We start from the raw sequence: 22,149 nt of genomic DNA on the forward strand, positions 1-22,149 counted from the left end.
CTCGGGGTATTATACCCTTTGGCGGTGCCAATAAAGCAACCTCAGAAATACTTCCCCAAATACTCTGGGAACATCATTTTCCATAAAGGCCAATCATGATCCTGCCATTTTTTTTCATCGTACCAATGGTCAATTCCCTTTCGTTTTAGTATACCGGACATGTGTTTGTTCTTGTCCAAACAAATATCCCAATCGGATGTACCCAAGACAATCTTCATGTGATTGTATTTCCAGCCCTCCTCATTCTCCATAAACTCGGCCGAACAATTGAAATAAATACGCATATCCTCTGAATACGGGGTCATGTTTCTTATACTAAATGCCGCGCTCATGCCAATTAAATGGGATACTACATCCGGGAAACGAAAGGCAACATTGGCGGCATGAAATCCACCAAAACTCACTCCCGCAACACCAATTCTATGCGTATTACATTCTTTTTGAACAAACGGAATGAACTCGTTCTTTAAAAATTGCATGTACAATTCATAATTATGAATCTTGGTCTCAGAATCCATATTGTCATCATAAAAAGACAACATATCTATCGTTTCTACATTGTAGAGTTTTACCCTGCCCTCCTCTACCAAGTGCATTACGGAAGTATTGAGTCCGAAATCCGAATTTTGGGTATACTGTCCGCCAGAGGAAGGAAACATTAAAATAGGATGCCCCCAGTGCCCTGTTACCTCAACCATAATGTTACGCCCAAGGGTGTTGGAGTAATAGGGAATATGTTCAATTTTTGCCATTGTATTAAATTACGTAAATAGATTAATACTCAACTATTTAAGGGGCGCAAAAGTAATTTATTTTTTGACATAATGAATTTTATTTTTCACTTAGCGTTATACTTGCAGTCGTTAAGCGTAAAACATGGGGTTTCAAATCGATTTTATAAGTGCAAAAGGTTCTTTTTTTTCCAAAAATTTGAATAGGAAAGTCGTTTTTAGGTTCGTAGCACCCGGTAATTACCGCCAAAGCGAGCGGCCATTTCCTGTATTGCTTATGAACGATGGTCAAGATTATGCGGCCATGAACTTGGAAAAAACACTAACCGAGGCTTTTGACGACAAGGACATAAAGCCCTTTTGCTACGTTGGTATTTCCTGTAACGACAATAGAATCAATGAATATGGAACGGCAGGAATTCCGGATTTCAAAAACAGGGGGAACAAAGCCAAAGAATATTCCAAATTTATTATTGAGGAATTCATTCCTTTCTTAAAGCTAGAATTTAAGCTATCTAAAAAACAAGCGGATTGGGTATTTTGCGGCATGTCCTTAGGCGGATTGTCTGCCTTGGACATCGTTTACAACCACCCTGCTCATTTCGCTAAAGTAGGGGTGTTCAGCGGTTCTTTTTGGTGGCGCAAAAAAGCTTACATAAAAGGGGATACCCTAGACCGAAGCAGAATTATTTTAGATGTCATTAAAAACAGGTCTTATGTAGCCGGACAAAAATTTTGGTTTCAATGTGGCACGGCCGATGAAGCAGCGGACCGCAACAACAACGGTATCATAGATGCTATCGATGACACATTGGATGTAATTAAAGAACTTGAAAAAAAGGGCTACTCCTATCCTGGTGATATTACCTACCTGGAGATCAATGGAGGAAAACATGATTTACCGACTTGGGGAACTGTATTTCCAGAATTTTTGAAATGGGCTTTTAAACAGTAACACACTAGTGTTCAACGAATTCATACCGCTGCAACACCTCTAAGGTGGTATACTCTAGCGCCTTTTCGTGGGTCGCCTCCAATACGATCTTAGGTGCTTTTTCCGCTTTAACCGCCTCTAGCCATCGCATAATGCACAAACACCATTTATCCCCGGCTATCAAACCCGGAAAAGACCACTGCGGTATGGGTGTTGAAAGGTCGTTGCCTTTGGATTTCGTGTACGCTAAAAATTCAGTGGTCATGATGGCGCAGACGACATGGGTCCCATAATCTTCCGCACCCGTTTTACAAAAGCCGTCCCTATAAAAACCTGTTTTGGGTTCAAAGCAACAGGGCTGTAACGCAGTTCCTAATATGTTTTTTGGTTCTTTTTCCATTCGTTAAAAAAGTCTACAACTTCAAGTACGTATTTGAATTCCTTTTTTTAAATCTTTGTTGCCAAGGGTGGACAGTCGGCAAAAAATTGACCTTACCTTTTTCGTTTGAGTCCAAATATACCTTGATTTGCTCGTACTAAAGCACTGCTATTTTCTTTTGCAAATTGTGATAAAAGCGTGTTTGTCCCAACAAAAAAAGAATATTAAAACTACAATAGCGTTGAATTAAGCAAAGCCATGTGCCGTCATACTTTTATGAATATGCTTCTTTTGTACAGGAAATACGCCAAGAAACAGTAAAAAGTTACAACGGAGAGTGCGTATAACAATGACGATAATTCCATGGACATGAAACTATGAACGTAGATGTTTTGAAAAAGCCATCCGTGCAGCGAGGTGTCGCCTACTTTAATCTGACCCATGATTTTGGCTATGAAGCTGGATAAAAAATATACAATAATGGCATTGGCACCGGCATATCTGAAAATACTGCCAAATTGTATTTTCTTAACATCTGTACTATAGTATATGAGTGCCAATATGAGATTGGCCCATCCGGCGGTGACCAATACAAAACTACTGGTCCACAAGGCCTTATTTATAGGAAAAACAATATCCCAGATATGACCGATAATTAAAAAACTACCGCCTATGCCTACCAATAATCTTGTTTTTTCGACCTGTTTAGAGGTCAAAATTAGCCCTGTAAAAACACCCAGCAATGCACTGGCAATGGACGGCAGCGTACTCAACAGGCCTTCCGGGTCGTAATCTGGCTGCCACATGTGACTGCCCAACACGTTTAAATCAATATAATTGGCCAAATTGTTAGGTGCCCTATCCAAGGTAGAGGCTATTCCGTTTACGGGTACTAATGTCATCAAAAGCCAATATCCGACCAATAAGGCAATGGTGATGCCAATTAGGGTCCTCCACTTGAAGTTAATAAATAGAATGGCCGTAAAAAAGAAGACTACCCCAATTCGCTGTAAAACCCCTGGAAAACGAATATCCGTAAAATCCTTGATGAACGGAAAACTAATGGTAAAGGCACCCAAAAAAAGTCCCAGCCCAATGAGTTTAAGACTTCTGACCGTAATTTTTCTGTAGACCCCGGCATCTATCGATTTGTTTTGATAGGAGAAAGCTATCGAAGTCCCAACGATAAACAAGAAAAAGGGAAACACCAGGTCTGTTGGGGTATAGCCATGCCATTCTGCATGTAACAAAGGACCATATACATTAGACCATGTACCGGGCGTGTTTACGAGCACCATCAGGATGATCGTCATTCCCCGAAATATGTCAACCGATAGGACCCTCTCTTTCATAGCTATAATAAATTACCTTTCATACGGTTCCATGCCTTAATTAATAAAAAGGCTGCTATAACGGAAACACCGGTTAAAATAAGGGCTGATGTTGTTTTTCCGTAAATCCAATAGCCTGTTGCGAACATAATGGAATAAATCAACCCTACGCCTAAAAGCATTGCCGTAATGCCTGAGGGAACGCTCCATTTGTCGTTATGCTCTAAAATGTTCACGTTTTCATCTTTAGCTTTCCTAACAACCTTTGACCATCCTGGACCACCAGGTTGCGTTTTTCTGTAAAAACCTCTTAATGTTTTGTCTGATTCCGGTTTTGTCATTAACGTAACCAGCATCCAAATGGCGGTAGTAACAACTACAATAAAGGGATAATTGGCCCAATCTGGAAACACACCCGTTGCAGGGTCAAAAAGGATATCGCCCAAGCTTGTTTTGGCTAGTGTTATGACTAAAATACCCGATGCGAACATGGCCGTAATCTCGCTCCATGCATTAATGCGCCACCAGAACCAACGTAAGATAAACACTAATCCGGTACCCGCTCCAAACTGTATCAATAAGTCAAAAACCTCAAAGGCATTTTGTAAAGTTAGTGCGAACAAAGCACTAAGCACCATAAGTAAGACCGTAGACAATCTACCCACCGCAACCATTTGTTTCTCGGTTGCATCTGGATTTACCTGTCGTTTATAAAAATCAAATACAATGTAGGAGGAACCCCAATTCAATTGTGTTGAAATAGTGCTCATATAAGCTGCAATTAAAGAGGCAAGTACCACTCCTAAGAGTCCACTTGGTAATTTCGTCAACATTGCGGAATAAGCAAGGTCATGTCCCAATTTGCTTTCCTCGATATTTGGAAAGGCTGTTGCAATACTCGCAATGTCCGGATAGACTACCAAAGACGCCAGGGCTACTAAAATCCAAGGCCAAGGTCTTAGCGCATAATGCATTATATTAAAAAAGAAAGTTGCACCTATGGCGTGGTTTTCATCTTTTGCCGCCAACATACGTTGCGCAATATAGCCGCCGCCGCCCGGCTCTGCACCAGGATACCAAGAACTCCACCATTGGACTGCCAACGGAATTATCAATAAGGTTATCAATGCTTTACGATCACTGAAATCGGGCAGAATCGCTAATTTTTCACTAACGTTTTCATTTGCCATAAGCGCCGTAATCCCTCCAACTTCGGGAATATTCACCAAATAATATGCAGCTCCAATAGCACCTGACATGGCCACAAAGAACAAAAGAAAATCGGTATAGACCACACCTTTAAATCCGCCCAAAGCACTAAAGGTTACCGTAATCAACCCGGCCCCAACAACAGTTTGCCAAGGTTCCAAACCAAGCATAATACCACCAATTTTTATAGCTGCCAAGGTAACCGAGGCCATGGTAATAATGTTGAACAGTCCTCCCAAATAAACTGCGCGGAACTTTCTAAGAAAGCTGGCCGGTTTACCGCCGTAGCGCATTTCATAAAATTCTAGATCGGTGTTTACATTGGATTTACGCCATAGTTTGGCGTACACAAAAACAGTTAGCATTCCTGTAATCAAAAAACACCACCATACCCAGTTACCTGAAACCCCGTTGGTTCTTACGATATCGGTTACCAAATTTGGCGTATCCGTAGAGAAGGTTGTGGCTACCATGGAAAGGCCCAACAGCCACCAAGGCATGGTTCTACCGGAAAGAAAAAATTCGGTAGAGTTTTTACCTGATTTTTTAGAGACATAAATTCCGATCCCTAAAATGATAGAGAAAAAAACGACTATAAAACTATAATCCAGCGTGCTTAATTCCATGATTCGGTAGTTGGTTAACGTCTAAAGGTAAAATAATTTAGGATACTTTTGTGTTTTGATCGCCCAACAACTTTTACGCTCACACTAACGACTATGGAAATTACACTAACTTCTTGGATACTGGCCAGTGCCGCCGCGTTCGTAATAGGGCTTTCAAAAGCAGGTATTAAAGGTATTGCCGTAATCAATGTCACCTTTATGGCGCTGGCTTTTGGTGCAAAAGAATCCACTGGCTTGGTAGTTCCGTTACTTATTCTTGCCGATGTTTTTGCGGTGATCTATTACAATAGGCATACACAATGGACCTATGTTTACAAGGTGCTGCCTTGGATGGTCTTAGGTGTGCTCATTGGTGCTTTTATTGGTAAGGACCTTCCTGAATCCTTATTTAAAATTGGGATGGCGATCATCATTCTAATAACGGTTTTTATGATGTACTGGTGGGACAGAAAAAAAACAAAAACAGTACCAACACACTGGGCATTTGCGAGCACGATAGGTGTTGTTGCCGGCATTACGACTATGGTAGGAAACCTGGCAGGAGCATTTTCTAATATCTATTTTTTGGCGATGCGATTACCTAAAAACCACTTCATAGGCACCGCTGCTTGGTTGTTTTTAATCGTTAATATTATAAAACTGCCCTTTCATATTTTTATGTGGGAAACTATATCGGAAGAAACAATAGTGCTCAATGTAAAGCTCCTACCCGGTATTTTACTTGGTTTCTTAGTAGGTATAAAAATTATTAAGCTGATAAAGGAAGCTTACTTTAGAAAAATGATTTTAGTGCTAACGGCGTTAGGGGCAATTATAATCATGTTCCAGTAAATAACCACGGAACGGACCTGTCAAAAAACTACAAGAAAACATCCTAAATATTACGATCAAGGCATACTTTATAATTCAAATCTCGATTATAGCGTAAACTGCGATGTTAGGATAGATTCTTAAATATTTGTTAATTTTAATTTTTTGTGCTATCTTCCCAACTGACAATCATAAGTTTAGATAGCATGAAAGATAAAAGAAAAACACAAGCGACCAGATTAATAATGGATGTTGTCGTTGTTTTAGCGGTCATCGTATTTTGTTTTCTTTATCTAGAACACTCCAACCAGATACAAAACGAGGCAAATACAATTTTGATGAACTCTTTGGAGGATTTAAACAACAGCTTGGCCAATACAGCTTCTCCAAGCAACTAAATATGGTTGGTTACTATCGATTCAAAAAGATGCTTTGGCTTATTGGGAAAAAAAATGAATTGACTTAGGCACTTAGCTAATAAATGTTAAGCCCTACGTTTATTGGATTTCAGTAATTCATTAAGCTTGCTTTACCATCATACCTGTTAAATTTCGGCTTACGGTTATATCGTGTATGCATAATTTTTTTGCTCCCCTCTCTAGAAAAGAGGGGCGGCAGCTTTGCTGACGGGGATATATGACCGTAAAATTGCTCACGTACGGTGCGTCACCGCATATCCGGGGAAGTTCGGTGTCTTCTTTCAGCTTGGCGTCGGTAACGGCATGCGTATCAAGAACCAAGCTGTCCCGAGCAAGTTTGCGGGTCAAACCCTCCGTCCACCTTTGGCGGACACCTGTGCCTTCCTCTCACTCATACTTCGTTCGTCGGAGGCAGGGATCTCAAGAGAGGAGCCTTTAACAGTCCCTCCCATGAAAACATGGAACGGACCTGAGCTTATAAATCGGGCAACTAAATGACATTGGGCTTAGCCCATTCTTAATAAAGAGTATTGATTATGTGCCTAAGTCAAAAAATAAATTTATATTGAAGTGGTTTATACTATTCGCGTACCAGCGAAAATTAGTGGTTTTTTGAACATTTGAAGACTTTTTTGATTTGTATAGCATCACTACGGAAGGTAAAAAAAGAGAGGTCCGAAACTAAAACCAACAATTTGGCTTTTAAATGTGGAGCCAGCTGCAGCGCGCAGCGAAAAAGAGCAATTTTTTAGCGAACGAAAAAAAATTAAATGACTTCATTGTTTTGAATCATTCATTTACAGTTATTTATAAGATTAATCAATTAGGTCTTATTAACTGACTGTCTCTTTTTCTCATTATCCCGGAGTCTCGTGAGAGCTTATAGCGTAGCGGTAAGGGTGCATATAAAGGTTCAAAACACCTAGTTTTTACACACTAATATTTTAACGCTCTTTTCCAAATCTTCGATTTCGCAAAACGTGTACACATCTTTTTTGTCGTTTCCTTCTATCATTACAAAACTCATGGTAACGCCACTCACATAAGTAGTTTTTATAATCTGAAAAAAACCATGGTTCGCTTTATGGCATTTTGTGTAGGGGCCGAACAATTCTAACCAATCCGATTGGTTCATATATGCGTTCACCCTATCGGTTACAATCATAAATTTTAGCGATGGGTTACTGTTCTCGGAATGTGGTTCATCATTATTTCCATCAACATCCATTTGAAGTATACAGGATATCCCCACCTCATCAATACCCCATCTTTGTAATTTTAATGTTATTTCCTCTTCTATAAACTTTACCACAATCTTTGATTTCGTTATATCCAGAAAAATTCTACACCCCTGTAAGTACTATAAATATAATGATCCTGCCAAAAATCACTAGTGCTAAAAGCAGTATTTGGAACTTGTGACAACAACTAGCGCATCCGGATCTATCATTAATGACCCCCTTTTTTAACCCATCTATTTATCCCTTTTTAATTAAGTGAAAGACCTTGGGCTGTTTTTCAGGTTCTTCTGTTTTTATGCTAATCCGTAGTATTAGCTTCTGGGTATTTGAATAGCTTTTACCTACGTTACAACAATTTATATTGAAAATGTAGGTTTATATTTAGGTATACGTGTGATAAAGCTAGAAATGAGCAAACCTCTTTTGTTGATCGTCCTATTTTGTCTGTTTTCCTTGAACGGAACATCCCAAGAGTGGCAAACCGATTTTGAAGCGGCAAAAACGATGGCAAAAGAATCCGACAACCCTATTATACTCGTTTTTCAAGGTTCGGATTGGTGTGCGCCCTGTATAAAACTGGACCGTGAGGTTTGGTCTACCTCTATTTTTAAAGCGTATGCGAAAGAACATTATGTGATGCTACAAGCCGATTTTCCTAGAAAAAAGAAAAATGCACTTTCAAAAGAGCTAGCAGATTCCAACACGATGTTAGCGGAAAAATATAATCAAAAAGGCATATTTCCTTTAGTGGTACTGCTAGATTCCTATGGTAGGGAACTGGGACGTACCGGATATAAAAGGCTTCCGCCCATGGAATATATAGAAGAACTTAATCGTTATTTGAACTGAATTTGAAAACTATCCTATTTTTTGTCCTTGGATGTTTTTGTTGGATAGCAAACGCCCAACAGGCCTACAAGCAAACGGTAAAGTTAATGGGCAGTCGCTTTGAAATTACTGTTGTTGCAGAAAATGCTTTGGATGGGGACAAGCACATCGCAGAGGCCATTGCTGAAATTGAGCGTATAGAAAAATTAATATCCTCATGGGACCCAAATTCGGAAACATCCAAGATCAATGAAGCTGCAGGCAAAACCCCTGTAACCGTTTCCCAAGAACTTTTTGATCTGATAGAGCGCTCCTTAAAAATCTCCAAACTCACCGATGGTGCCTTCGACATCTCCTATGCCTCCATGGACCGTATCTGGAAATTTGATGGCAGCATGACATCAATGCCAAGTAAAGAGGCTATTCAACATTCGGTTGCCAAAGTAGGTTTTCAAAACATTGTTCTAGACAAACAACATAACTCGGTTTTTCTTAGGCTGCCCGGTATGAAAATTGGTTTTGGCGCCATTGGAAAAGGGTACGCGGCGGACAAGGCAAAAGAAGTATTAACAAAAAAAGGCGTGTCCTCCGGAATTATAAACGCAGCGGGCGATATGAATACCTGGGGCAAACAACCTAATGGTACGGCGTGGAAAGTAGCCTTGACCAACCCCATGGACAAAAACAAGGGCTTTGGTATGCTTCCGGTTACAAACAGAGCCGTGGTAACCTCTGGAAACTATGAAAAACAAGTGGTTTTTAATGGAGTAACGTATTCCCATATTATTGACCCCAGAAGTGGCTACCCAGCTACAGATATTCTTAGCGTTACGGTCTTTGCGCCAAAAGCGGAACTTGCAGATGCCCTGGCCACATCGGTATTTGTTATGGGAAGGGAAACGGGCCTGGACCGTATTGATCAACTACCGCAAGTAGATTGTATCATTATAGCCGAGGACGGTAAAGTTTTCAAATCAAAAAACATTAAAATAGACACCTTATGACCAAAACATGGGTTTTTATACTCCTTCTTTCCTGCACGTTTGGTAGCTGTGTGGTAGTAAAAGAATATGAAAAAGTGGCGATAAACGATCCGGATATGGGCCTTTATGACCAACCTTGCGACCGTAATGTTGTTATAGCGCACACCTACAGGGAAGGTGCCGCAGGAGCTAATGGAGGACAGACCGGAGGCGGCTGTGGGTGTAATTAGGTTTTTAACGCCTTGCGTAAGTCACTATCCATTATGCGCTTTTAACAATTCAACATGCAACAAAATGGACTACCGATTACTTATATGAAGAGTATTAAAATAAACATAACGCTTCTATTTTTCCTGACGTCGTTTCTGGGGTTTGCACAACAACGGAACAACGATGAAACAGGCTATAAAAAACGTGTGCTGGAAACTGTGGAAGTGGATATATTATCCAGCTACTATACTCAAGATGGTGATAATGCAGCGGTAACGGGTGGCCGGGGAACGGAAGAACTTACGGACGCTACCGGAACTATTATCATATCCATACCGTTAAATGAAGACGATGTATTGACCATTGATGCAGGGGTATCGGCCTACACATCGGCTTCTTCGAGCAATGTTGATCCTTTTGACGGTAGGCGCCAAGCAGACCCGTTCGTGGCCAGTTCCGGAGCATCCCGTAACGATGTGTGGACCAACCTTACGGCATCCTACAGCCATACGTCCGATGACAGGAACCAAATTTGGAGTGCAATGGCCTCGGTATCCTCGGAGTGGGATTATTTTTCCCTTGGTTTTGGCGGCGGGTATACCCGTTTGTTCAATGAACGAAATACAGAGCTAAGTGTTAACGGAAGGGTCTATCTAGATTCATGGACCGCCATTTATCCGTTTGAACTACGCCCTTTTACTCCCGGTGGAAACGGTCTCGCCAACGGATTTTTTCTGGACAATACTATCACGGGAAATACCGCTTACAATCCACAATTTGTTCCTTTTGAAAATGAAAAAAGAAACTCGTATAATCTAGGATTTGGTTTTTCGCAGATTCTACATAAAAAAGTTCAAGGGTCTTTGTCCTTGGATTTTGTACAGCAACGGGGACTGCTTTCCACTCCGTTTCAACGTGTTTATTTTGCCGATGTTGCCGATTCCTACGTTGCCAATTTTCAGTTGGCGGATGCCGTGGAACAACTTCCCGATACGCGTTTTAAAATAGCCTTGGGCGGTCGTTTAAACTGGTTTATGAGCGATAGGTTCGTGCTAAGAAGTTTTTATAGATATTACAGCGATACTTGGGGTATAGTTTCGCATACGGCAAATGTAGAACTGCCCATTAAACTTTCGGACCATTTTACGGTTTATCCTTCCTACAGATACTACCGGCAAACTGCGGCAGATTATTTTAGGCCGTTCGAATCGGCATTGTCAACGGAAGAATTTTATACTTCGGACTACGATTTATCAAAATATGTAGCCAATCAGTTTGGTCTTGGTGCTTCCTATACAGATATCTTTACAAAAGCCCGTCTTTGGAAGTTTGGGCTCAAGCGTATCGATTTAAAGTTTTATAAGTACGATAGGGACACCACATTTTCCTCTAGCATTGTTACCATAGGATTTAATTTTGAGGTATACTGACTTCCGTTCGATATAGGTAAAATGGAACTAAGTAGCTGTTTTTTTTACCTATACCGTTCCTCTCTCCCTATAGGATTATCCTCATAAAAATCGGCAAAGGTTTTCTCCGTTTTGTAGTTGTCCGTCAACACACGATATACCATGAATGCGACCATAACCTGTCCCAATACGGTAACATAGAATACCCAATTAAACGGAAAATTCATTGCCGCCATAATAGTTACCGTTAGTAACACTAAACTCGTTGCCCCTACCCAAAACATTCCTGTATCTTTCATACGTTTTTATTTTCAAGGTACGGAAAAAATAAAAACCATTCCTTAGTGCTTCATCAATTGTGCGCTTTTTAAGAAAAAGCTAAGATTCCATAGGATAATTTTAACAAAAATCTTGCAGGCAGTAGCCGGATACCGAGCTGCTACTATTCAAACGCATACCCTCAACTACTATGTTTTGGGCCTTTAATTGCTTATTATTGAAGGAAATTTAAAATGACCTATTACTTTAAACCAAAAACATACATTAGAAATGCTGTTGCAGCTCACATCTTTATATCGAAGTTGCAACATATAATTTGGGTTAAAGCGATACAAGCCTAATCTGTCATGAAGCAACTAAACCACCTTGTCCTAAGTCTTTTCGCTCTTTTTTTCCTGTCTTGTAATTCCAAAGAAAAACCGCCCCTAAAGAAAAAACCCAATATCCTTTTTATATTGGTCGATGATCTTGGCCTACACGACCTCAGCGTTACGGGAAGCACCTTTTACGAAACACCGAACGTGGACCGCATTGCCAATGAAGGAACTGTTTTTACCCAAGGCTATGCAGCAAGTCGTGTTTGTAGTCCTTCCCGAGCCAGCATTATGTTAGGCCAGTTTACCGCAAGACACCAGATTACGGATTGGATAGGCGCAAAATCCGGTACCGAGTGGAGAACCCTGAACAGAAACGATAAATTACTGCCGGCCGACTACAACCATGTACTCCCTAAAAACGATACAACGTTAGCGGAAGCATTTGCGGCCAACGGTTACAGAACCTTTTTCGCCGGAAAATGGCATTTGGGCTCAAAAGGTAGCTGGCCCACGGACCATGGATTCCAAATAAATAAGGGTGGCTGGGACAAGGGCAGTCCCATCGGAGGGTTCTTTTCGCCATGGGAAAATCCAAACCTGGAAAATACGGTTCCGGGCGAAAATCTATCCATACGCCTAGGTAAGGAAACAGCGGACTTTATAGAGAAAAATAAGGATGCTGCCTTTTTGGCCTACCTCTCCTTTTATGCCGTGCATGGGCCTATACAGACCAGCGAGGAAACTTGGGCAAAATATCGAGAAAAGGCCGAAATGCAAGGGATACAGGATTCCGGTTACGAAATGGAGCGGGTCTTGCCCATACGAACGGTACAGGACAATCCGATCTATGCGGGATTGGTACAGCAAATGGATGATGCCGTGGGTATTGTTTTGGATAAATTAAAAACCCTAGGACTCGAGGAAAATACCATCATCGTGTTTACTTCGGATAATGGCGGCGTAGCCTCGGGCGATGCATTTTCGACAACAAACCTCCCCTTGCGCGGTGGAAAAGGCTACCAATGGGAAGGCGGTATACGCGAACCCTATTTCATAAAAGTGCCTTGGATAAAAGATGTGAAGCAGATAGATTATCCCGTTTCTGGAACCGACTTGTACCCTACGTTGTTAGATTTGGCCAATATTCCGTTAAAACCGCAACAGCACTTGGATGGCGTAAGTCTAAAGCTACTTTTGGAAGGAAATGAACTTCCAGGTCGTCCCTTATTTTGGCATTACCCGCACTACGGGAACCAAGGTGGCGAGCCATCGTCAATAATTCGTGAAGGCAATTGGAAACTCATTCATTATTGGGAGGATGGCCGTAAGGAGCTTTACAATCTGGCTGACGACCCCAGTGAGCAAACCAACCTATGGGCAGCGCATACAGAATATGGCACAACCATGTGGAATAGCTTAGATAATTTCCTTACCAACGTAAAAGCAAACAAGCCCAAGCCGGATGACATGTATGATCCGGAACTGGCAAAACAACTACAGCAACAAAAAATTGATGTTTTACTCCCACGCTTGGAAGCCCAACGCATGGAGTTTCTATCCCCGGAATTTCACCCCAACGAGGACTGGTGGGGGAGTAAGGTCACCAAGGATTAAACCTCAAATAGGCGAGCAAGGAAGCCTGTGGTAAACTATACTATTGTCCAATGAAAATAAAGCCGATCGCTTCTGCGTTAGAAGTATAGAACGGCAAACAATTAAAAGAATCTGTTTTTAATCACCAAAAAATATATACCATGCAATCCAATACCTCATCCATACTAGAAAAAGTCAATACATTGTTAGGAAGTACCGAAGTAGATTGGCAACACCTACTTGAGACCGTAGTTTCAAATTTTGATTGCACCACAGGCACACTACATTTTTTAGACCAAGAAACGAAACTTTTAAACGTACAGGCCCATGTTGGCGTTCCCGATTTTTTACTCCCTAAACTCGCTACGATTCCTATAGGGAAAGGTATGGCAGGGATTGCGGCGGAACGAAAAAAACCGGTAGAAATGTGCAACCTTCAAACCGATGCCAGTGGTGTTGCACGGCCGGCTGCCAAAGAGACCAAGGTAGAAGGTTCCGTTGCCGCTCCTTTATTATTAAACGATACGCTGTACGGCGTCATAGGCATAGGAAAACGTGTGCCATACGATTTCACAGAGGCAGAGACACAAGAGCTTATGGCCATTGGAGAAGCGATAAGTGTTGTGATTTCCTAGTAAACTACCTAGGTGCAAGCCCGCGAGGCATTCGAAGGAAACGAACCTTTAATTTAGAGGCAAGCCTCGGGGTATTATACCCTTTGGCGGTGCCAATAAAGTTTTGATGGTTAGCCGTTAACAGCACCCTAGTCGGTTCGCAATTGTAAAGGTTTGCCTTCCATTGCCATTGCCCCTCGCGTAAGACCTAAGGCTTTTAACACCGTAGGAGCAATTTGATTGCTATATAATTGCTCCGCGTTGGCAACCTCCCCTTTGGCAGAAACCCCTTTGCCAAAAGCAATTAACCAAACGGAACCGGCACCTTTAACAGCATCACCATGGCCTTTCCATGTTTTCAAAGGTTCCGTACCGCGACCATGGTCCGTTGTTATAAGAAATAACGTGTTGTCCTTGTAAAAAGGGTCGTTCTGAGTCAATTCCCAAAGCTCTTTAAGGAACGTATCCGTGTTTTGTGCAGATTTTAAATAAGCCGCATAGTCTCCGTCATGGGCAAAATCGTCGGTTTCTCCATAGGCGATATAGACGAATTCAGGTTGCTGTTTTTTAATATGCTCTACGGCATAATAATGCGTAAAAGCATCCAGCCTCACGGTTCCCCAAGGACTTGGAACTCTAGGTTGTAATTGATTCAGGAATTTTTCCCGTGCTGTAAGGTTATCGCCCTGTGCCAAATCAAACCCTGCATTTACAGGTACGCCCGAACGTATTTCGTTTACGATATACGGAAACACGTCCCAACTAGCAAAAGCTGCCACTTTACCGGTATATCTTGAGTCTTTGTTCGCCAGCTCCAACACCGTTGTATTGGGATTGGGAAATTTATCGTTACTGGTAATTCGGGTATCGTCTGCATGTCCCGTAAGGATTTCACTATAGCCTGGATAGCTAAACCACAGGGCGTTTGTTAAATCTACCTTGCTGCCCAGGTTTCTATTTCCGTGCAATTGACCCATGTTTGCAGCTTCGTTCCATAAGAACGGGAAAAGAACGTTTCTCCGTTCTGTGGCACTTTCCCTCCAAAATTGGTCTTTCAATGCTAGGGTGTCCTTCACAAAATCGGTGTTTGCAACAAGTAGCGGATCGGCCCCCGAAAATAACTCTTGCCAGCGTAGTCCGTCCAAAGTGATCAAAACCACTTTTGTGTTATCGGTTTGTGCCTGAATAAAGGTGCAGGCCAACAGCAAAGCGGTAAGAAGTAACATAGTATGTTTCATGGTTTAAGCTTTAGATTGGTCGATTCTAAAATTACCAGTGATTTTGTTTGAACCCACACCAAACATAAGAATTTTTGAAAAATGTAATTGTACTGTTGAAATATAGGCGACTAGACTCCTATTCAAAGCTTGTTACCCACCTAGATCAAATAAAAAAGTAGTCTGTATTTTACCTCTAAATTGAAGCAAACTCGAAATCCCCAAACTTCTGCAATACCTCGTCAAAAGCTGCGAAAACATCAGCAGATTCATCGCTGGTGACCATTTTCATTCGATACGGTTTAAAATCCGGGATGCCCTTAAAGTAGTTGGTATAATGTCTTCGGGTTTCAAAAACACCCAGTTTTTCCCCTTTCCAATCTATGGACATTTGTAAGTGCCTACGTGCGGCATCTACGCGTTCTACCATGGTTGGCGGTGCCATATGGCTTCCGGTTTCAAAAAAGTGTTTCACTTCCCTAAAAAACCAAGGATAACCAATACTTGCCCTACCGATCATTGCCCCGTCCAAACCATATTCGTCACGCATTTTAACGGCAGCTTCCGGAGTGTTCACGTCACCATTTCCAAAAACGGGAATATGCATTCTCTGGTTGTTCTTAACTTCGGCTATGGGGTTCCAATCGGCGTTTCCTTTGTACATCTGTGCGCGGGTACGCCCGTGTATCGCAATCGCCTTACAACCCACATCTTGCAAACGCTCCGCTACCTCAACAATTTTGATGGATTCATCGTCCCAACCTAAGCGCGTCTTTACGGTAATGGGAAGTTTGGTATGTTCTACCATAGCTTTGGTCAAGGAAACCATTAAATCGATATCCTTTAATATACCCGCTCCCGCTCCCTTGGAAACCACTTTTTTTACGGGACATCCAAAATTTATATCGATAATATCCGGCCCTGATTTTTCAACAATTTCGACCGATTGTAGCATGGATTCCAAATTGGCACCAAAAATCTGAATCCCCACCGGGCGTTCTTTCTCATAAATATCCAACTTCATGACGCTTTTTGCAGCGTCACGAATGAGGCCTTCCGAGGAAATAAATTCCGTATACACCACATCGGCACCCTGCTCCTTGCATAAAGCACGGAACGGCGGGTCGCTTACGTCTTCCATAGGGGCAAGTAGCAAAGGAAAATCCGGTAGTTGTATGTCGCCTATTTTGGGCATGTGCTTTTCTATTTCTTTTCGGATGACAAATTTAAGGAAAAATAAACGATGGTTTTTATAGCTGTACTCCCTGCCTGCCTTCGTAAAATAAGAATTATTGTGGCTGCCCCCAGTGTTTGACCAATTAAGGAGGCAAAAAACCGATTTAACCGTTGCTGAGGAATACGGCTAAAAGCGTAACGTAGCCCTAAATCCTTTTTTCTCAAATCTGAGAAACCCTTGCTCCTTGTACAAAATTGGCAACAGTATATTCATTAGATGGTTCTCGACGAGCGTCTAACTTTAATACTCGGACACAGATCCCCAGTTCTCCCCGGATTTTATACGATACAGTTGCATTTCTGAAATCCCGAACTGTTTGGCGATCATTTTCATACGCGTACGGCGGTTGGGGTCGTTTATTTTTCTTTTGATAAGTTTAACCTTGGTCTCCGTTAATTTAGAATAGCAGCGTTTGCGTGGTGTATTCAGGTACTCGGGATTCGTAAATTGATGTACTTCCTTTTCTCTTTTAGTGACCCATTTTAGGTTATCTACCCTATTGTTCGTCTTATCATAATCTAAGTGTATGACGAACCTATCGCCTTCTTTTTTTTCTAAAAAATGCTCTGCCACCAACTTGTGTACATACCTGCTGGTAGACTTACCGTTCCTTTTTTGTTTTAGCGGTAGGTTTTGGTATCCGTTTATGTATTGTTTTTTAACCAATTTTTCCTCGGCACCGTTACAGTTTAAAATTCTGCCATAGTTAGAAATTTTAAATCTAAAATTATCGGCAATTTTATCATCGAACTGTATCTCTTTCCACTCTTCTTTCCGGTAGTTCCGTATCATAATCTGGTAATTTACTGTATTTATTATAATTTTGTCCCTGGTGTTAAATCCAAAATATGCATTTGAAAAACTATTACAGCCCCGAGCTACTTTTAATACTACCGCCGCGCTACTTTTTACGATGTAACCATAGCGGCGCTATGCTAAAATCGATGCAACCCCAATATTCATTGTATCTCGAAGCTTCATAACAAAGTTCCAATACATAATTTGGGTTAAAAGGTCACCTTGGCTTCCACCTGTTTTCCGTCCCTATCTACAACCACCTTGGCCGTGCCACCTTCCTCAAAAGCGGACAGGGCACGCATATAACTCATCATATCCACCACGGTACTATCGCCCAATTGTATAACAATATCCCCTTTTTGGAGTCCGGCTACAGCGGCAGGTCTGTCTTCCGTAACACCATCTATTCGCATACCTTTCCCATCAAAAAGATAATCGGGCATCACCCCAAGGCCAACTTTAAATCTAGGTACTTCCTCACTTTCATTTTTGGTGGTCCTAAAGGAAAGTTTAGCAGCGTCGTCCAATTCGGCGATAACGTCCACAATATAGTCCTCGATCATTTTCATACCTTCATAATTCAACTTTTCCGAATCGTCCGAAGGCTTGTGATAGTCTTCATGCTGACCGGTAAAGAAATGTAAGGCGGGGATATCCTGCAAATAAAAGGAGGTATGGTCACTTGGCCCCATCCCGGATTCGCCCAACACTAGTTTAAAGTGCGCATTGGTGCTGTTCAACACTTGGTTCCATACCGGTGCAGTTCCCGTTCCGGTAATGGAGAGCGTTTTGTCTTCCCGCAAGCGGCCCACCATATCCATATTGATCATGTAGTTGGCACTATCAAAATCGATCGTTGGATTTTTACAAAAGTAGTTACTTCCCAAAAGACCCATTTCCTCTCCGGAAAATCCAATAAAAAGATAATTACTGCCCGTAAGCGTATCCTGCAAGCGTTGGGCCAATTGCAACATAATGCCAACGCCGCTGGCATTATCGTCCGCACCATTATGTATGGCCTCCCCTTCCGCATACAATGAACCCTCGCCGCCCATTCCCAAATGATCGTAGTGTGCTCCAATGATAACAGTTTTATCGGTGTTGTTATCTATATATCCAATAACATTCGTACCGGTAATGGTACCGTCTCCGGATACAAATTGCGCCTCGGAATGAGGGTCGGTCTTTGGTTTAAAGGTGAATGTTTGGAAGTAGGTACCTGCATTTCCTTTGGGCAACAATCCTATATTCTCCATACGTTGCTGTATGTAACTGGCTGCCATCAGTTCTTGGGGAGTACCCGTTTCACGACCTAGTAAACTATCGTTGGCCAAAAAGGAAATATCTTCTTGAAGACTTATTTTTTTGGGGACTTCTTTCTTACAGGAAACCGAAAACGTGAAAATTAAGAGTAACATGGTGATTATACGAGTCATAGCCTTTATTTTTACCCAAAAATACATATCAAATGAGAATTCCTTTTGTTTTGTTCCTTCTAATTATCATTGCAAGCTGTAAAACCGAAACGAAACCGGTAGATAACACCCCAAAAGAGGCCGAATCTTTAATGGCGGGGAGTGATACCCTTATTTATCCCGAAGAGAAGTACTTTAAAAGTATTCGTCAAATAACTTTTGGAGGAGACAATGCGGAAGCCTATTGGAGTTGGGACGACAAGCAACTAATTTTTCAATCCAATAACAAGGCGTGGGGAATGGAGTGCGATCAAATGTTCTTAATGAATATTGAGGAAAATTTTAAGGATACCAAACCACCTATGGTCAGTACCGGAATGGGGCGTACCACCTGCGCCTATTTTATGCCAGATAATAAACACTACGTATACGGGTCTACCCATTTGGCAGACGCGGCATGTCCAGAGGTTCCCTTGCGTAAAAACGGAAACTATGTGTGGCCCGTGTACGATTCCTTCGATATTTTTGTAGCCGACCTGGAAGGGAATATCACCGCACAATTGACCAATGAACCGGGTTACGATGCAGAGGCTACCGTTTCTCCGAAAGGAGATAAAATTGTATTTACCTCCGATAGAAGCGGTGACTTGGAGCTGTATACCATGAATTTGGATGGCAGCGATGTACAGCAGATTACCGATGAGCTGGGCTACGATGGGGGCGCCTTCTTCTCCCCGGATGGCAGTAAATTGATTTTTAGGGCATCGCGGCCAAAAACCCCGGAGGCCATCAAAAAATACAAGGATCTTTTGGCAGAGGGATTGGTAGAACCCACCGATATGGAGCTCTTTATCTGTAACGCAGATGGATCCGACCTAAAGCAATTGACATTTTTAGGCAACGCGAATTGGAGTCCGTTTTTTCATCCATCAGGAAAGAAAATATTGTTCTCCAGTAATTTTGAGGCCGAAAAAGGCTTTCCCTTTAACCTCTATTTTATAGATATTGATGGTAAGAACCTAGAACGTGTTACCCATGGAAAAACCTTTGATGCCTTTCCCGTTTTTTCGAACGACGGAAAATATTTGGCCTTTTCGAGCAACCGAAATAATGGCGGTACGCGCGACACCAATCTCTTTATTGCGGAATGGCAGGAACAACCAAATAACTAGTTTGATTTAAGCGCTACAAAACCTGTTGGATGTTGAAACCAAAGGTAGACACAGCGTAATGTTAGGATGTCGGACATAGAAATCTTTTCAAGTAATGATTTGTTCCTTTTGGGGCTTACGCTCATGGTCCCATTGGCTATTTTGTCGATTTTAGGGTGGCTTTTAACTGCTGCCAACAAACGTAAAGCTGCCAAGGTGTTCTTTTATCTAGGTGGCCTCTATGTATTACTTGTTATTGGCGTTCCTTTATTGCTAATCTTTTTTAAGAAATGAGCATTCCCTACGAACCGGTGTTTTTGGGTGTTCCGTTTAACATGCACCTAATATTGGAGTACCTAGCCTTTTTTGTTGCGTTCAGGTATTATTTATATCTACGTAAAAATAGTAAGGACAACATTTCATCTACCAACCGACTCTCGATTATCATAGGTGCCGTATTTGGGGCGCTTATATGCTCTAGGCTTATCGCGTTTATGGAAAACCCCATAGTACACTACGACCAAGGTTGGATGACAACCGTAAACAATAAAACCATTATGGGCGGACTATTTGGTGGCCTGCTTGGTGTAGAACTTGTTAAAAAAATCATTGGGGAAAAGCAGTCTTCCGGAGACCTGTTCACCTTGCCCATTATTCTTGGTATTATCATTGGTCGGGTCGGTTGTTTTTTGGCGGGCACGACTGAATTTACGTATGGGAAATCAACTACTTTCTTTTTAGGAATGGATTTGGGTGACGGACTGTTACGGCATCCTATTGCCTTATACGAAGTAGTTTTTCTCCTACTGCTGTTCTTTGGAATAAAGGTGTTACAAAAACAATCCGAAAAGTTTAAAGACGGTGATTATTTTAAACTATTCATGGTAGCTTATTTCGGCTTTCGCTTTGCTATCGAATTTTTAAAACCAAATGCCTTTTTTGTGCTAGGGCTAAGCAGCATTCAACTATTATGCTTAATTTGTTGGGCATACTACTATAAATTCATCTATCAAATAGCCATCAATGCCCAAAAGTAAGTACACCTACTACGATTTTACCCTAAGCCTTTGTCCAGAATGTTTGCGCCGTGTAAACGCCAAAATCGTTTTTGAAAACGAAAAGGTGTACATGCTAAAGAACTGCAAGGAACACGGCAGAAGCAAAGTACTTATAGCGGACGATATCGAATATTACAAGAACATTCGCAATTACAACAAAGCATCGGAATATCCCAAGACCTTTAATACGGAGACACATTTTGGTTGTCCGTACGATTGCGGGCTCTGCCCAGATCACGAGCAACACTCCTGTCTTACGGTCATAGAAATGACGGACCGCTGCAATCTTACCTGCCCAACCTGTTATGCCGGTTCCTCACCTACGTACGGGCGACATAGAACCTTAGAGGAAATGAAAAAAATGCTGGATGCCATCGTAAAGAACGAAGGCGAACCGGATGTGGTGCAACTTAGCGGAGGGGAACCCACCATACATCCCCAATTTTTTGAGCTTTTGGATTATGCCAAAACCCTGCCCATTAAACATTTAATGGTAAATACCAACGGGATAAAAATTGCCAAGGATTTTGATTTCGCAAAACGATTGGCAACCTATGCCCCGGATTTTGAGATTTACCTACAATTCGATTCCCTTGATAATACCGTGTTGCGCACCCTGCGTGGTGCAGATTTGGCAGATGTACGCTTAAAAGCCATAGAACATCTGAACCAATTAAATCTTTCCACGACCTTGGTGGTAACCCTTCAAAAAGGCTTGAACGATGATGAAATGGGCCAAACCATAGATTTTGCCTTAAAACAGAAATGTATTAGGGGCGTTACCTTCCAGCCTACCCAAATAGCCGGTCGTTTGGAAAATTTTGAGGTAGACGAAAATAGGATTACCCTTACCGAGGTACGCCGAAAAATATTGGAACAGTCCCCGATCTTTGAGGCGGACGACCTCATCCCCGTCCCTTGTAATCCAGATGCCTTGGTCATGGCATACGCATTAAAACTTGGAGAAGAAATAAGTCCGTTAACGCGTTATATAAACCCGGATGATTTACTGAACGAAGGAAAGAACACCATCATATATGAGCAAGACGACCAGCTTCATGGCAAAATGATAGAATTGTTCAGTACCGGAAATTCCGTAGAAAAAGCATCCGAAAACCTAAAGAGCATTATGTGCTGTTTACCAGAAATTGATGCCCCGGAATTGGGATATGACAATCTTTTTCGCATCATTATCATGCAATTTATAGATGCCCATAATTTTGATGTAAGGGCAATAAAAAAATCCTGTGTTCATATTGTAAACAAGGATTATAAAATTATCCCTTTTGAGACAATGAACCTCTTTTATAGGGACGATAAAATAGAACGTTTAAAAGAATTACGGCAAGAGGCCTAATAT

Annotated in this window: 22 protein-coding genes; 12 read left to right on the top strand and 10 right to left on the bottom strand. The window is 41.7% G+C overall.

What is annotated here, in order from left to right; translation table 11 throughout:
* Window positions 1-41: 41 nt before the first annotated feature.
* On the bottom strand, window positions 42-752 hold the full coding sequence (locus tag ACFQZJ_RS19315; RefSeq protein WP_379936614.1) for an alpha/beta hydrolase-fold protein: 711 nt from the start codon (window positions 750-752) through the stop codon (window positions 42-44).
* A gap of 178 nt (window positions 753-930) precedes the next feature.
* Between ACFQZJ_RS19315 and ACFQZJ_RS19320 the strand changes: the two genes are divergently transcribed.
* On the top strand, window positions 931-1,686 hold the full coding sequence (locus ACFQZJ_RS19320; protein WP_379936615.1) for an alpha/beta hydrolase: 756 nt from the start codon (window positions 931-933) through the stop codon (window positions 1,684-1,686).
* A 4-nt stretch (window positions 1,687-1,690) separates the two neighbouring features.
* Here the strand turns inward: ACFQZJ_RS19320 and ACFQZJ_RS19325 are convergent, their stop codons facing one another.
* From ACFQZJ_RS19325 to ACFQZJ_RS19335, 3 genes are all read right to left on the bottom strand, one after another.
* Window positions 1,691-2,065, bottom strand: a complete 375-nt coding sequence (locus ACFQZJ_RS19325) for a DUF2237 family protein (RefSeq protein WP_379936616.1) — start codon at window positions 2,063-2,065, stop codon at window positions 1,691-1,693.
* A 245-nt stretch (window positions 2,066-2,310) separates the two neighbouring features.
* Window positions 2,311-3,357 carry an acyltransferase family protein gene (locus tag ACFQZJ_RS19330; RefSeq protein ID WP_379936617.1) on the bottom strand — a complete coding sequence of 349 codons (1,047 nt, stop codon included), beginning with the start codon at window positions 3,355-3,357 and terminating at the stop codon, window positions 2,311-2,313.
* Window positions 3,358-3,398: 41 nt separating this feature from the next.
* Complete coding sequence (locus tag ACFQZJ_RS19335; RefSeq protein ID WP_379936618.1) at window positions 3,399-5,210, bottom strand: sodium:solute symporter family protein; 1,812 nt, start codon at window positions 5,208-5,210, stop codon at window positions 3,399-3,401.
* A gap of 93 nt (window positions 5,211-5,303) precedes the next feature.
* Between ACFQZJ_RS19335 and ACFQZJ_RS19340 the strand changes: the two genes are divergently transcribed.
* Window positions 5,304-6,041, top strand: coding sequence for a sulfite exporter TauE/SafE family protein (locus ACFQZJ_RS19340; RefSeq protein ID WP_379936619.1), 738 nt, complete (start codon window positions 5,304-5,306; stop codon window positions 6,039-6,041).
* 185 nt (window positions 6,042-6,226) lie between these two features.
* Window positions 6,227-6,418, top strand: coding sequence for a hypothetical protein (locus tag ACFQZJ_RS19345; protein WP_379936620.1), 192 nt, complete (start codon window positions 6,227-6,229; stop codon window positions 6,416-6,418).
* 943 nt (window positions 6,419-7,361) lie between these two features.
* Here ACFQZJ_RS19345 and ACFQZJ_RS19350 read toward each other — a convergent pair.
* Window positions 7,362-7,751, bottom strand: coding sequence for a hypothetical protein (locus ACFQZJ_RS19350; protein WP_379936621.1), 390 nt, complete (start codon window positions 7,749-7,751; stop codon window positions 7,362-7,364).
* Between the two features lie 337 nt (window positions 7,752-8,088).
* Here ACFQZJ_RS19350 and ACFQZJ_RS19355 point away from each other — a divergent pair, with 337 nt between their 5' ends.
* The 4 genes from ACFQZJ_RS19355 to ACFQZJ_RS19370 all read left to right on the top strand — a co-directional run bounded on the left by ACFQZJ_RS19355 (window position 8,089) and on the right by ACFQZJ_RS19370 (window position 11,131).
* On the top strand, window positions 8,089-8,529 hold the full coding sequence (locus ACFQZJ_RS19355) for a thioredoxin family protein (RefSeq protein ID WP_379936622.1): 441 nt from the start codon (window positions 8,089-8,091) through the stop codon (window positions 8,527-8,529).
* Between the two features lie 86 nt (window positions 8,530-8,615).
* Window positions 8,616-9,512, top strand: coding sequence for an FAD:protein FMN transferase (locus ACFQZJ_RS19360; RefSeq protein ID WP_379936623.1), 897 nt, complete (start codon window positions 8,616-8,618; stop codon window positions 9,510-9,512).
* Complete coding sequence (locus tag ACFQZJ_RS19365; protein ID WP_379936624.1) at window positions 9,509-9,721, top strand: DUF4266 domain-containing protein; 213 nt, start codon at window positions 9,509-9,511, stop codon at window positions 9,719-9,721. Before ACFQZJ_RS19360 ends, ACFQZJ_RS19365 begins: the two co-directional genes overlap by 4 nt.
* Window positions 9,722-9,805: 84 nt before the next feature.
* Window positions 9,806-11,131, top strand: a complete 1,326-nt coding sequence (locus tag ACFQZJ_RS19370) for a DUF3570 domain-containing protein (RefSeq protein WP_379936625.1) — start codon at window positions 9,806-9,808, stop codon at window positions 11,129-11,131.
* Window positions 11,132-11,175: 44 nt separating this feature from the next.
* On the opposite strand, the gene ACFQZJ_RS19375 is transcribed toward ACFQZJ_RS19370, so the two are convergent.
* Window positions 11,176-11,409, bottom strand: a complete 234-nt coding sequence (locus ACFQZJ_RS19375) for a hypothetical protein (protein ID WP_379936626.1) — start codon at window positions 11,407-11,409, stop codon at window positions 11,176-11,178.
* A 327-nt stretch (window positions 11,410-11,736) separates the two neighbouring features.
* On the opposite strand from ACFQZJ_RS19375, the gene ACFQZJ_RS19380 reads away from it, so the two are divergent.
* Together ACFQZJ_RS19380 and ACFQZJ_RS19385 are read left to right on the top strand one after the other, a co-directional pair.
* The gene (locus ACFQZJ_RS19380; protein WP_379936627.1) at window positions 11,737-13,320 is read left to right on the top strand and encodes a sulfatase; all 1,584 of its coding nucleotides are present in this window, start codon (window positions 11,737-11,739) and stop codon (window positions 13,318-13,320) included.
* A gap of 140 nt (window positions 13,321-13,460) precedes the next feature.
* Window positions 13,461-13,934 (top strand): GAF domain-containing protein, encoded by a 474-nt coding sequence (locus ACFQZJ_RS19385; protein WP_379936628.1) that lies wholly within the window; start codon window positions 13,461-13,463, stop codon window positions 13,932-13,934.
* A gap of 128 nt (window positions 13,935-14,062) precedes the next feature.
* On the opposite strand, the gene ACFQZJ_RS19390 is transcribed toward ACFQZJ_RS19385, so the two are convergent.
* The 4 genes from ACFQZJ_RS19390 to ACFQZJ_RS19405 form a co-directional block, all read right to left on the bottom strand.
* Window positions 14,063-15,151, bottom strand: a complete 1,089-nt coding sequence (locus ACFQZJ_RS19390) for a sulfatase-like hydrolase/transferase (RefSeq protein ID WP_379936629.1) — start codon at window positions 15,149-15,151, stop codon at window positions 14,063-14,065.
* A 175-nt stretch (window positions 15,152-15,326) separates the two neighbouring features.
* Entirely contained in the window at window positions 15,327-16,325 is a 999-nt protein-coding gene (dusB, locus tag ACFQZJ_RS19395) for a tRNA dihydrouridine synthase DusB (protein ID WP_379936630.1), read from the bottom strand.
* Between the two features lie 282 nt (window positions 16,326-16,607).
* Window positions 16,608-17,159, bottom strand: coding sequence for an HNH endonuclease (locus ACFQZJ_RS19400; protein WP_379936631.1), 552 nt, complete (start codon window positions 17,157-17,159; stop codon window positions 16,608-16,610).
* Between the two features lie 215 nt (window positions 17,160-17,374).
* A complete protein-coding gene (locus ACFQZJ_RS19405; protein ID WP_379936632.1) occupies window positions 17,375-18,601 on the bottom strand; it encodes a M28 family peptidase in 1,227 nt (408 codons plus the stop codon).
* 32 nt (window positions 18,602-18,633) lie between these two features.
* Here ACFQZJ_RS19405 and ACFQZJ_RS19410 point away from each other — a divergent pair, with 32 nt between their 5' ends.
* The 3 genes from ACFQZJ_RS19410 (at window position 18,634) to ACFQZJ_RS19420 (ending at window position 22,146) form a co-directional block, all read left to right on the top strand.
* Window positions 18,634-19,752: a TolB family protein gene (locus ACFQZJ_RS19410; RefSeq protein ID WP_379936633.1), complete on the top strand. Its 1,119-nt coding sequence runs from the start codon at window positions 18,634-18,636 to the stop codon at window positions 19,750-19,752.
* A gap of 269 nt (window positions 19,753-20,021) precedes the next feature.
* On the top strand, window positions 20,022-20,768 hold the full coding sequence (locus ACFQZJ_RS19415; protein ID WP_379936634.1) for a prolipoprotein diacylglyceryl transferase family protein: 747 nt from the start codon (window positions 20,022-20,024) through the stop codon (window positions 20,766-20,768).
* A complete protein-coding gene (locus ACFQZJ_RS19420; protein WP_379936635.1) occupies window positions 20,755-22,146 on the top strand; it encodes a radical SAM protein in 1,392 nt (463 codons plus the stop codon). Before ACFQZJ_RS19415 ends, ACFQZJ_RS19420 begins: the two co-directional genes overlap by 14 nt.
* Window positions 22,147-22,149: the final 3 nt, after the last annotated feature.

Source organism: Maribacter chungangensis (assembly GCF_042676845.1).
Lineage (GTDB): Bacteria > Bacteroidota > Bacteroidia > Flavobacteriales > Flavobacteriaceae > Maribacter > Maribacter chungangensis.

Coding starts and splice junctions, on each gene's coding strand:
- ACFQZJ_RS19405 (WP_379936632.1), bottom strand. CDS start 18,601: ATGACTCGTATAATCACCATGTTACTCTTAATTTTCACGTTTTCGGTT.
- ACFQZJ_RS19330 (WP_379936617.1), bottom strand. CDS start 3,357: ATGACGATCATCCTGATGGTGCTCGTAAACACGCCCGGTACATGGTCT.
- ACFQZJ_RS19360 (WP_379936623.1), top strand. CDS start 8,616: ATGGGCAGTCGCTTTGAAATTACTGTTGTTGCAGAAAATGCTTTGGAT.
- ACFQZJ_RS19340 (WP_379936619.1), top strand. CDS start 5,304: ATGGAAATTACACTAACTTCTTGGATACTGGCCAGTGCCGCCGCGTTC.
- ACFQZJ_RS19365 (WP_379936624.1), top strand. CDS start 9,509: ATGACCAAAACATGGGTTTTTATACTCCTTCTTTCCTGCACGTTTGGT.
- ACFQZJ_RS19400 (WP_379936631.1), bottom strand. CDS start 17,159: ATGATACGGAACTACCGGAAAGAAGAGTGGAAAGAGATACAGTTCGAT.
- ACFQZJ_RS19390 (WP_379936629.1), bottom strand. CDS start 15,151: ATGAAACATACTATGTTACTTCTTACCGCTTTGCTGTTGGCCTGCACC.
- ACFQZJ_RS19420 (WP_379936635.1), top strand. CDS start 20,755: ATGCCCAAAAGTAAGTACACCTACTACGATTTTACCCTAAGCCTTTGT.
- ACFQZJ_RS19315 (WP_379936614.1), bottom strand. CDS start 752: ATGGCAAAAATTGAACATATTCCCTATTACTCCAACACCCTTGGGCGT.
- ACFQZJ_RS19375 (WP_379936626.1), bottom strand. CDS start 11,409: ATGAAAGATACAGGAATGTTTTGGGTAGGGGCAACGAGTTTAGTGTTA.
- ACFQZJ_RS19370 (WP_379936625.1), top strand. CDS start 9,806: ATGAAGAGTATTAAAATAAACATAACGCTTCTATTTTTCCTGACGTCG.
- ACFQZJ_RS19355 (WP_379936622.1), top strand. CDS start 8,089: ATGAGCAAACCTCTTTTGTTGATCGTCCTATTTTGTCTGTTTTCCTTG.
- ACFQZJ_RS19415 (WP_379936634.1), top strand. CDS start 20,022: ATGAGCATTCCCTACGAACCGGTGTTTTTGGGTGTTCCGTTTAACATG.
- ACFQZJ_RS19410 (WP_379936633.1), top strand. CDS start 18,634: ATGAGAATTCCTTTTGTTTTGTTCCTTCTAATTATCATTGCAAGCTGT.
- ACFQZJ_RS19385 (WP_379936628.1), top strand. CDS start 13,461: ATGCAATCCAATACCTCATCCATACTAGAAAAAGTCAATACATTGTTA.
- ACFQZJ_RS19335 (WP_379936618.1), bottom strand. CDS start 5,210: ATGGAATTAAGCACGCTGGATTATAGTTTTATAGTCGTTTTTTTCTCT.
- ACFQZJ_RS19380 (WP_379936627.1), top strand. CDS start 11,737: ATGAAGCAACTAAACCACCTTGTCCTAAGTCTTTTCGCTCTTTTTTTC.
- ACFQZJ_RS19325 (WP_379936616.1), bottom strand. CDS start 2,065: ATGGAAAAAGAACCAAAAAACATATTAGGAACTGCGTTACAGCCCTGT.
- dusB (WP_379936630.1), bottom strand. CDS start 16,325: ATGCCCAAAATAGGCGACATACAACTACCGGATTTTCCTTTGCTACTT.
- ACFQZJ_RS19345 (WP_379936620.1), top strand. CDS start 6,227: ATGAAAGATAAAAGAAAAACACAAGCGACCAGATTAATAATGGATGTT.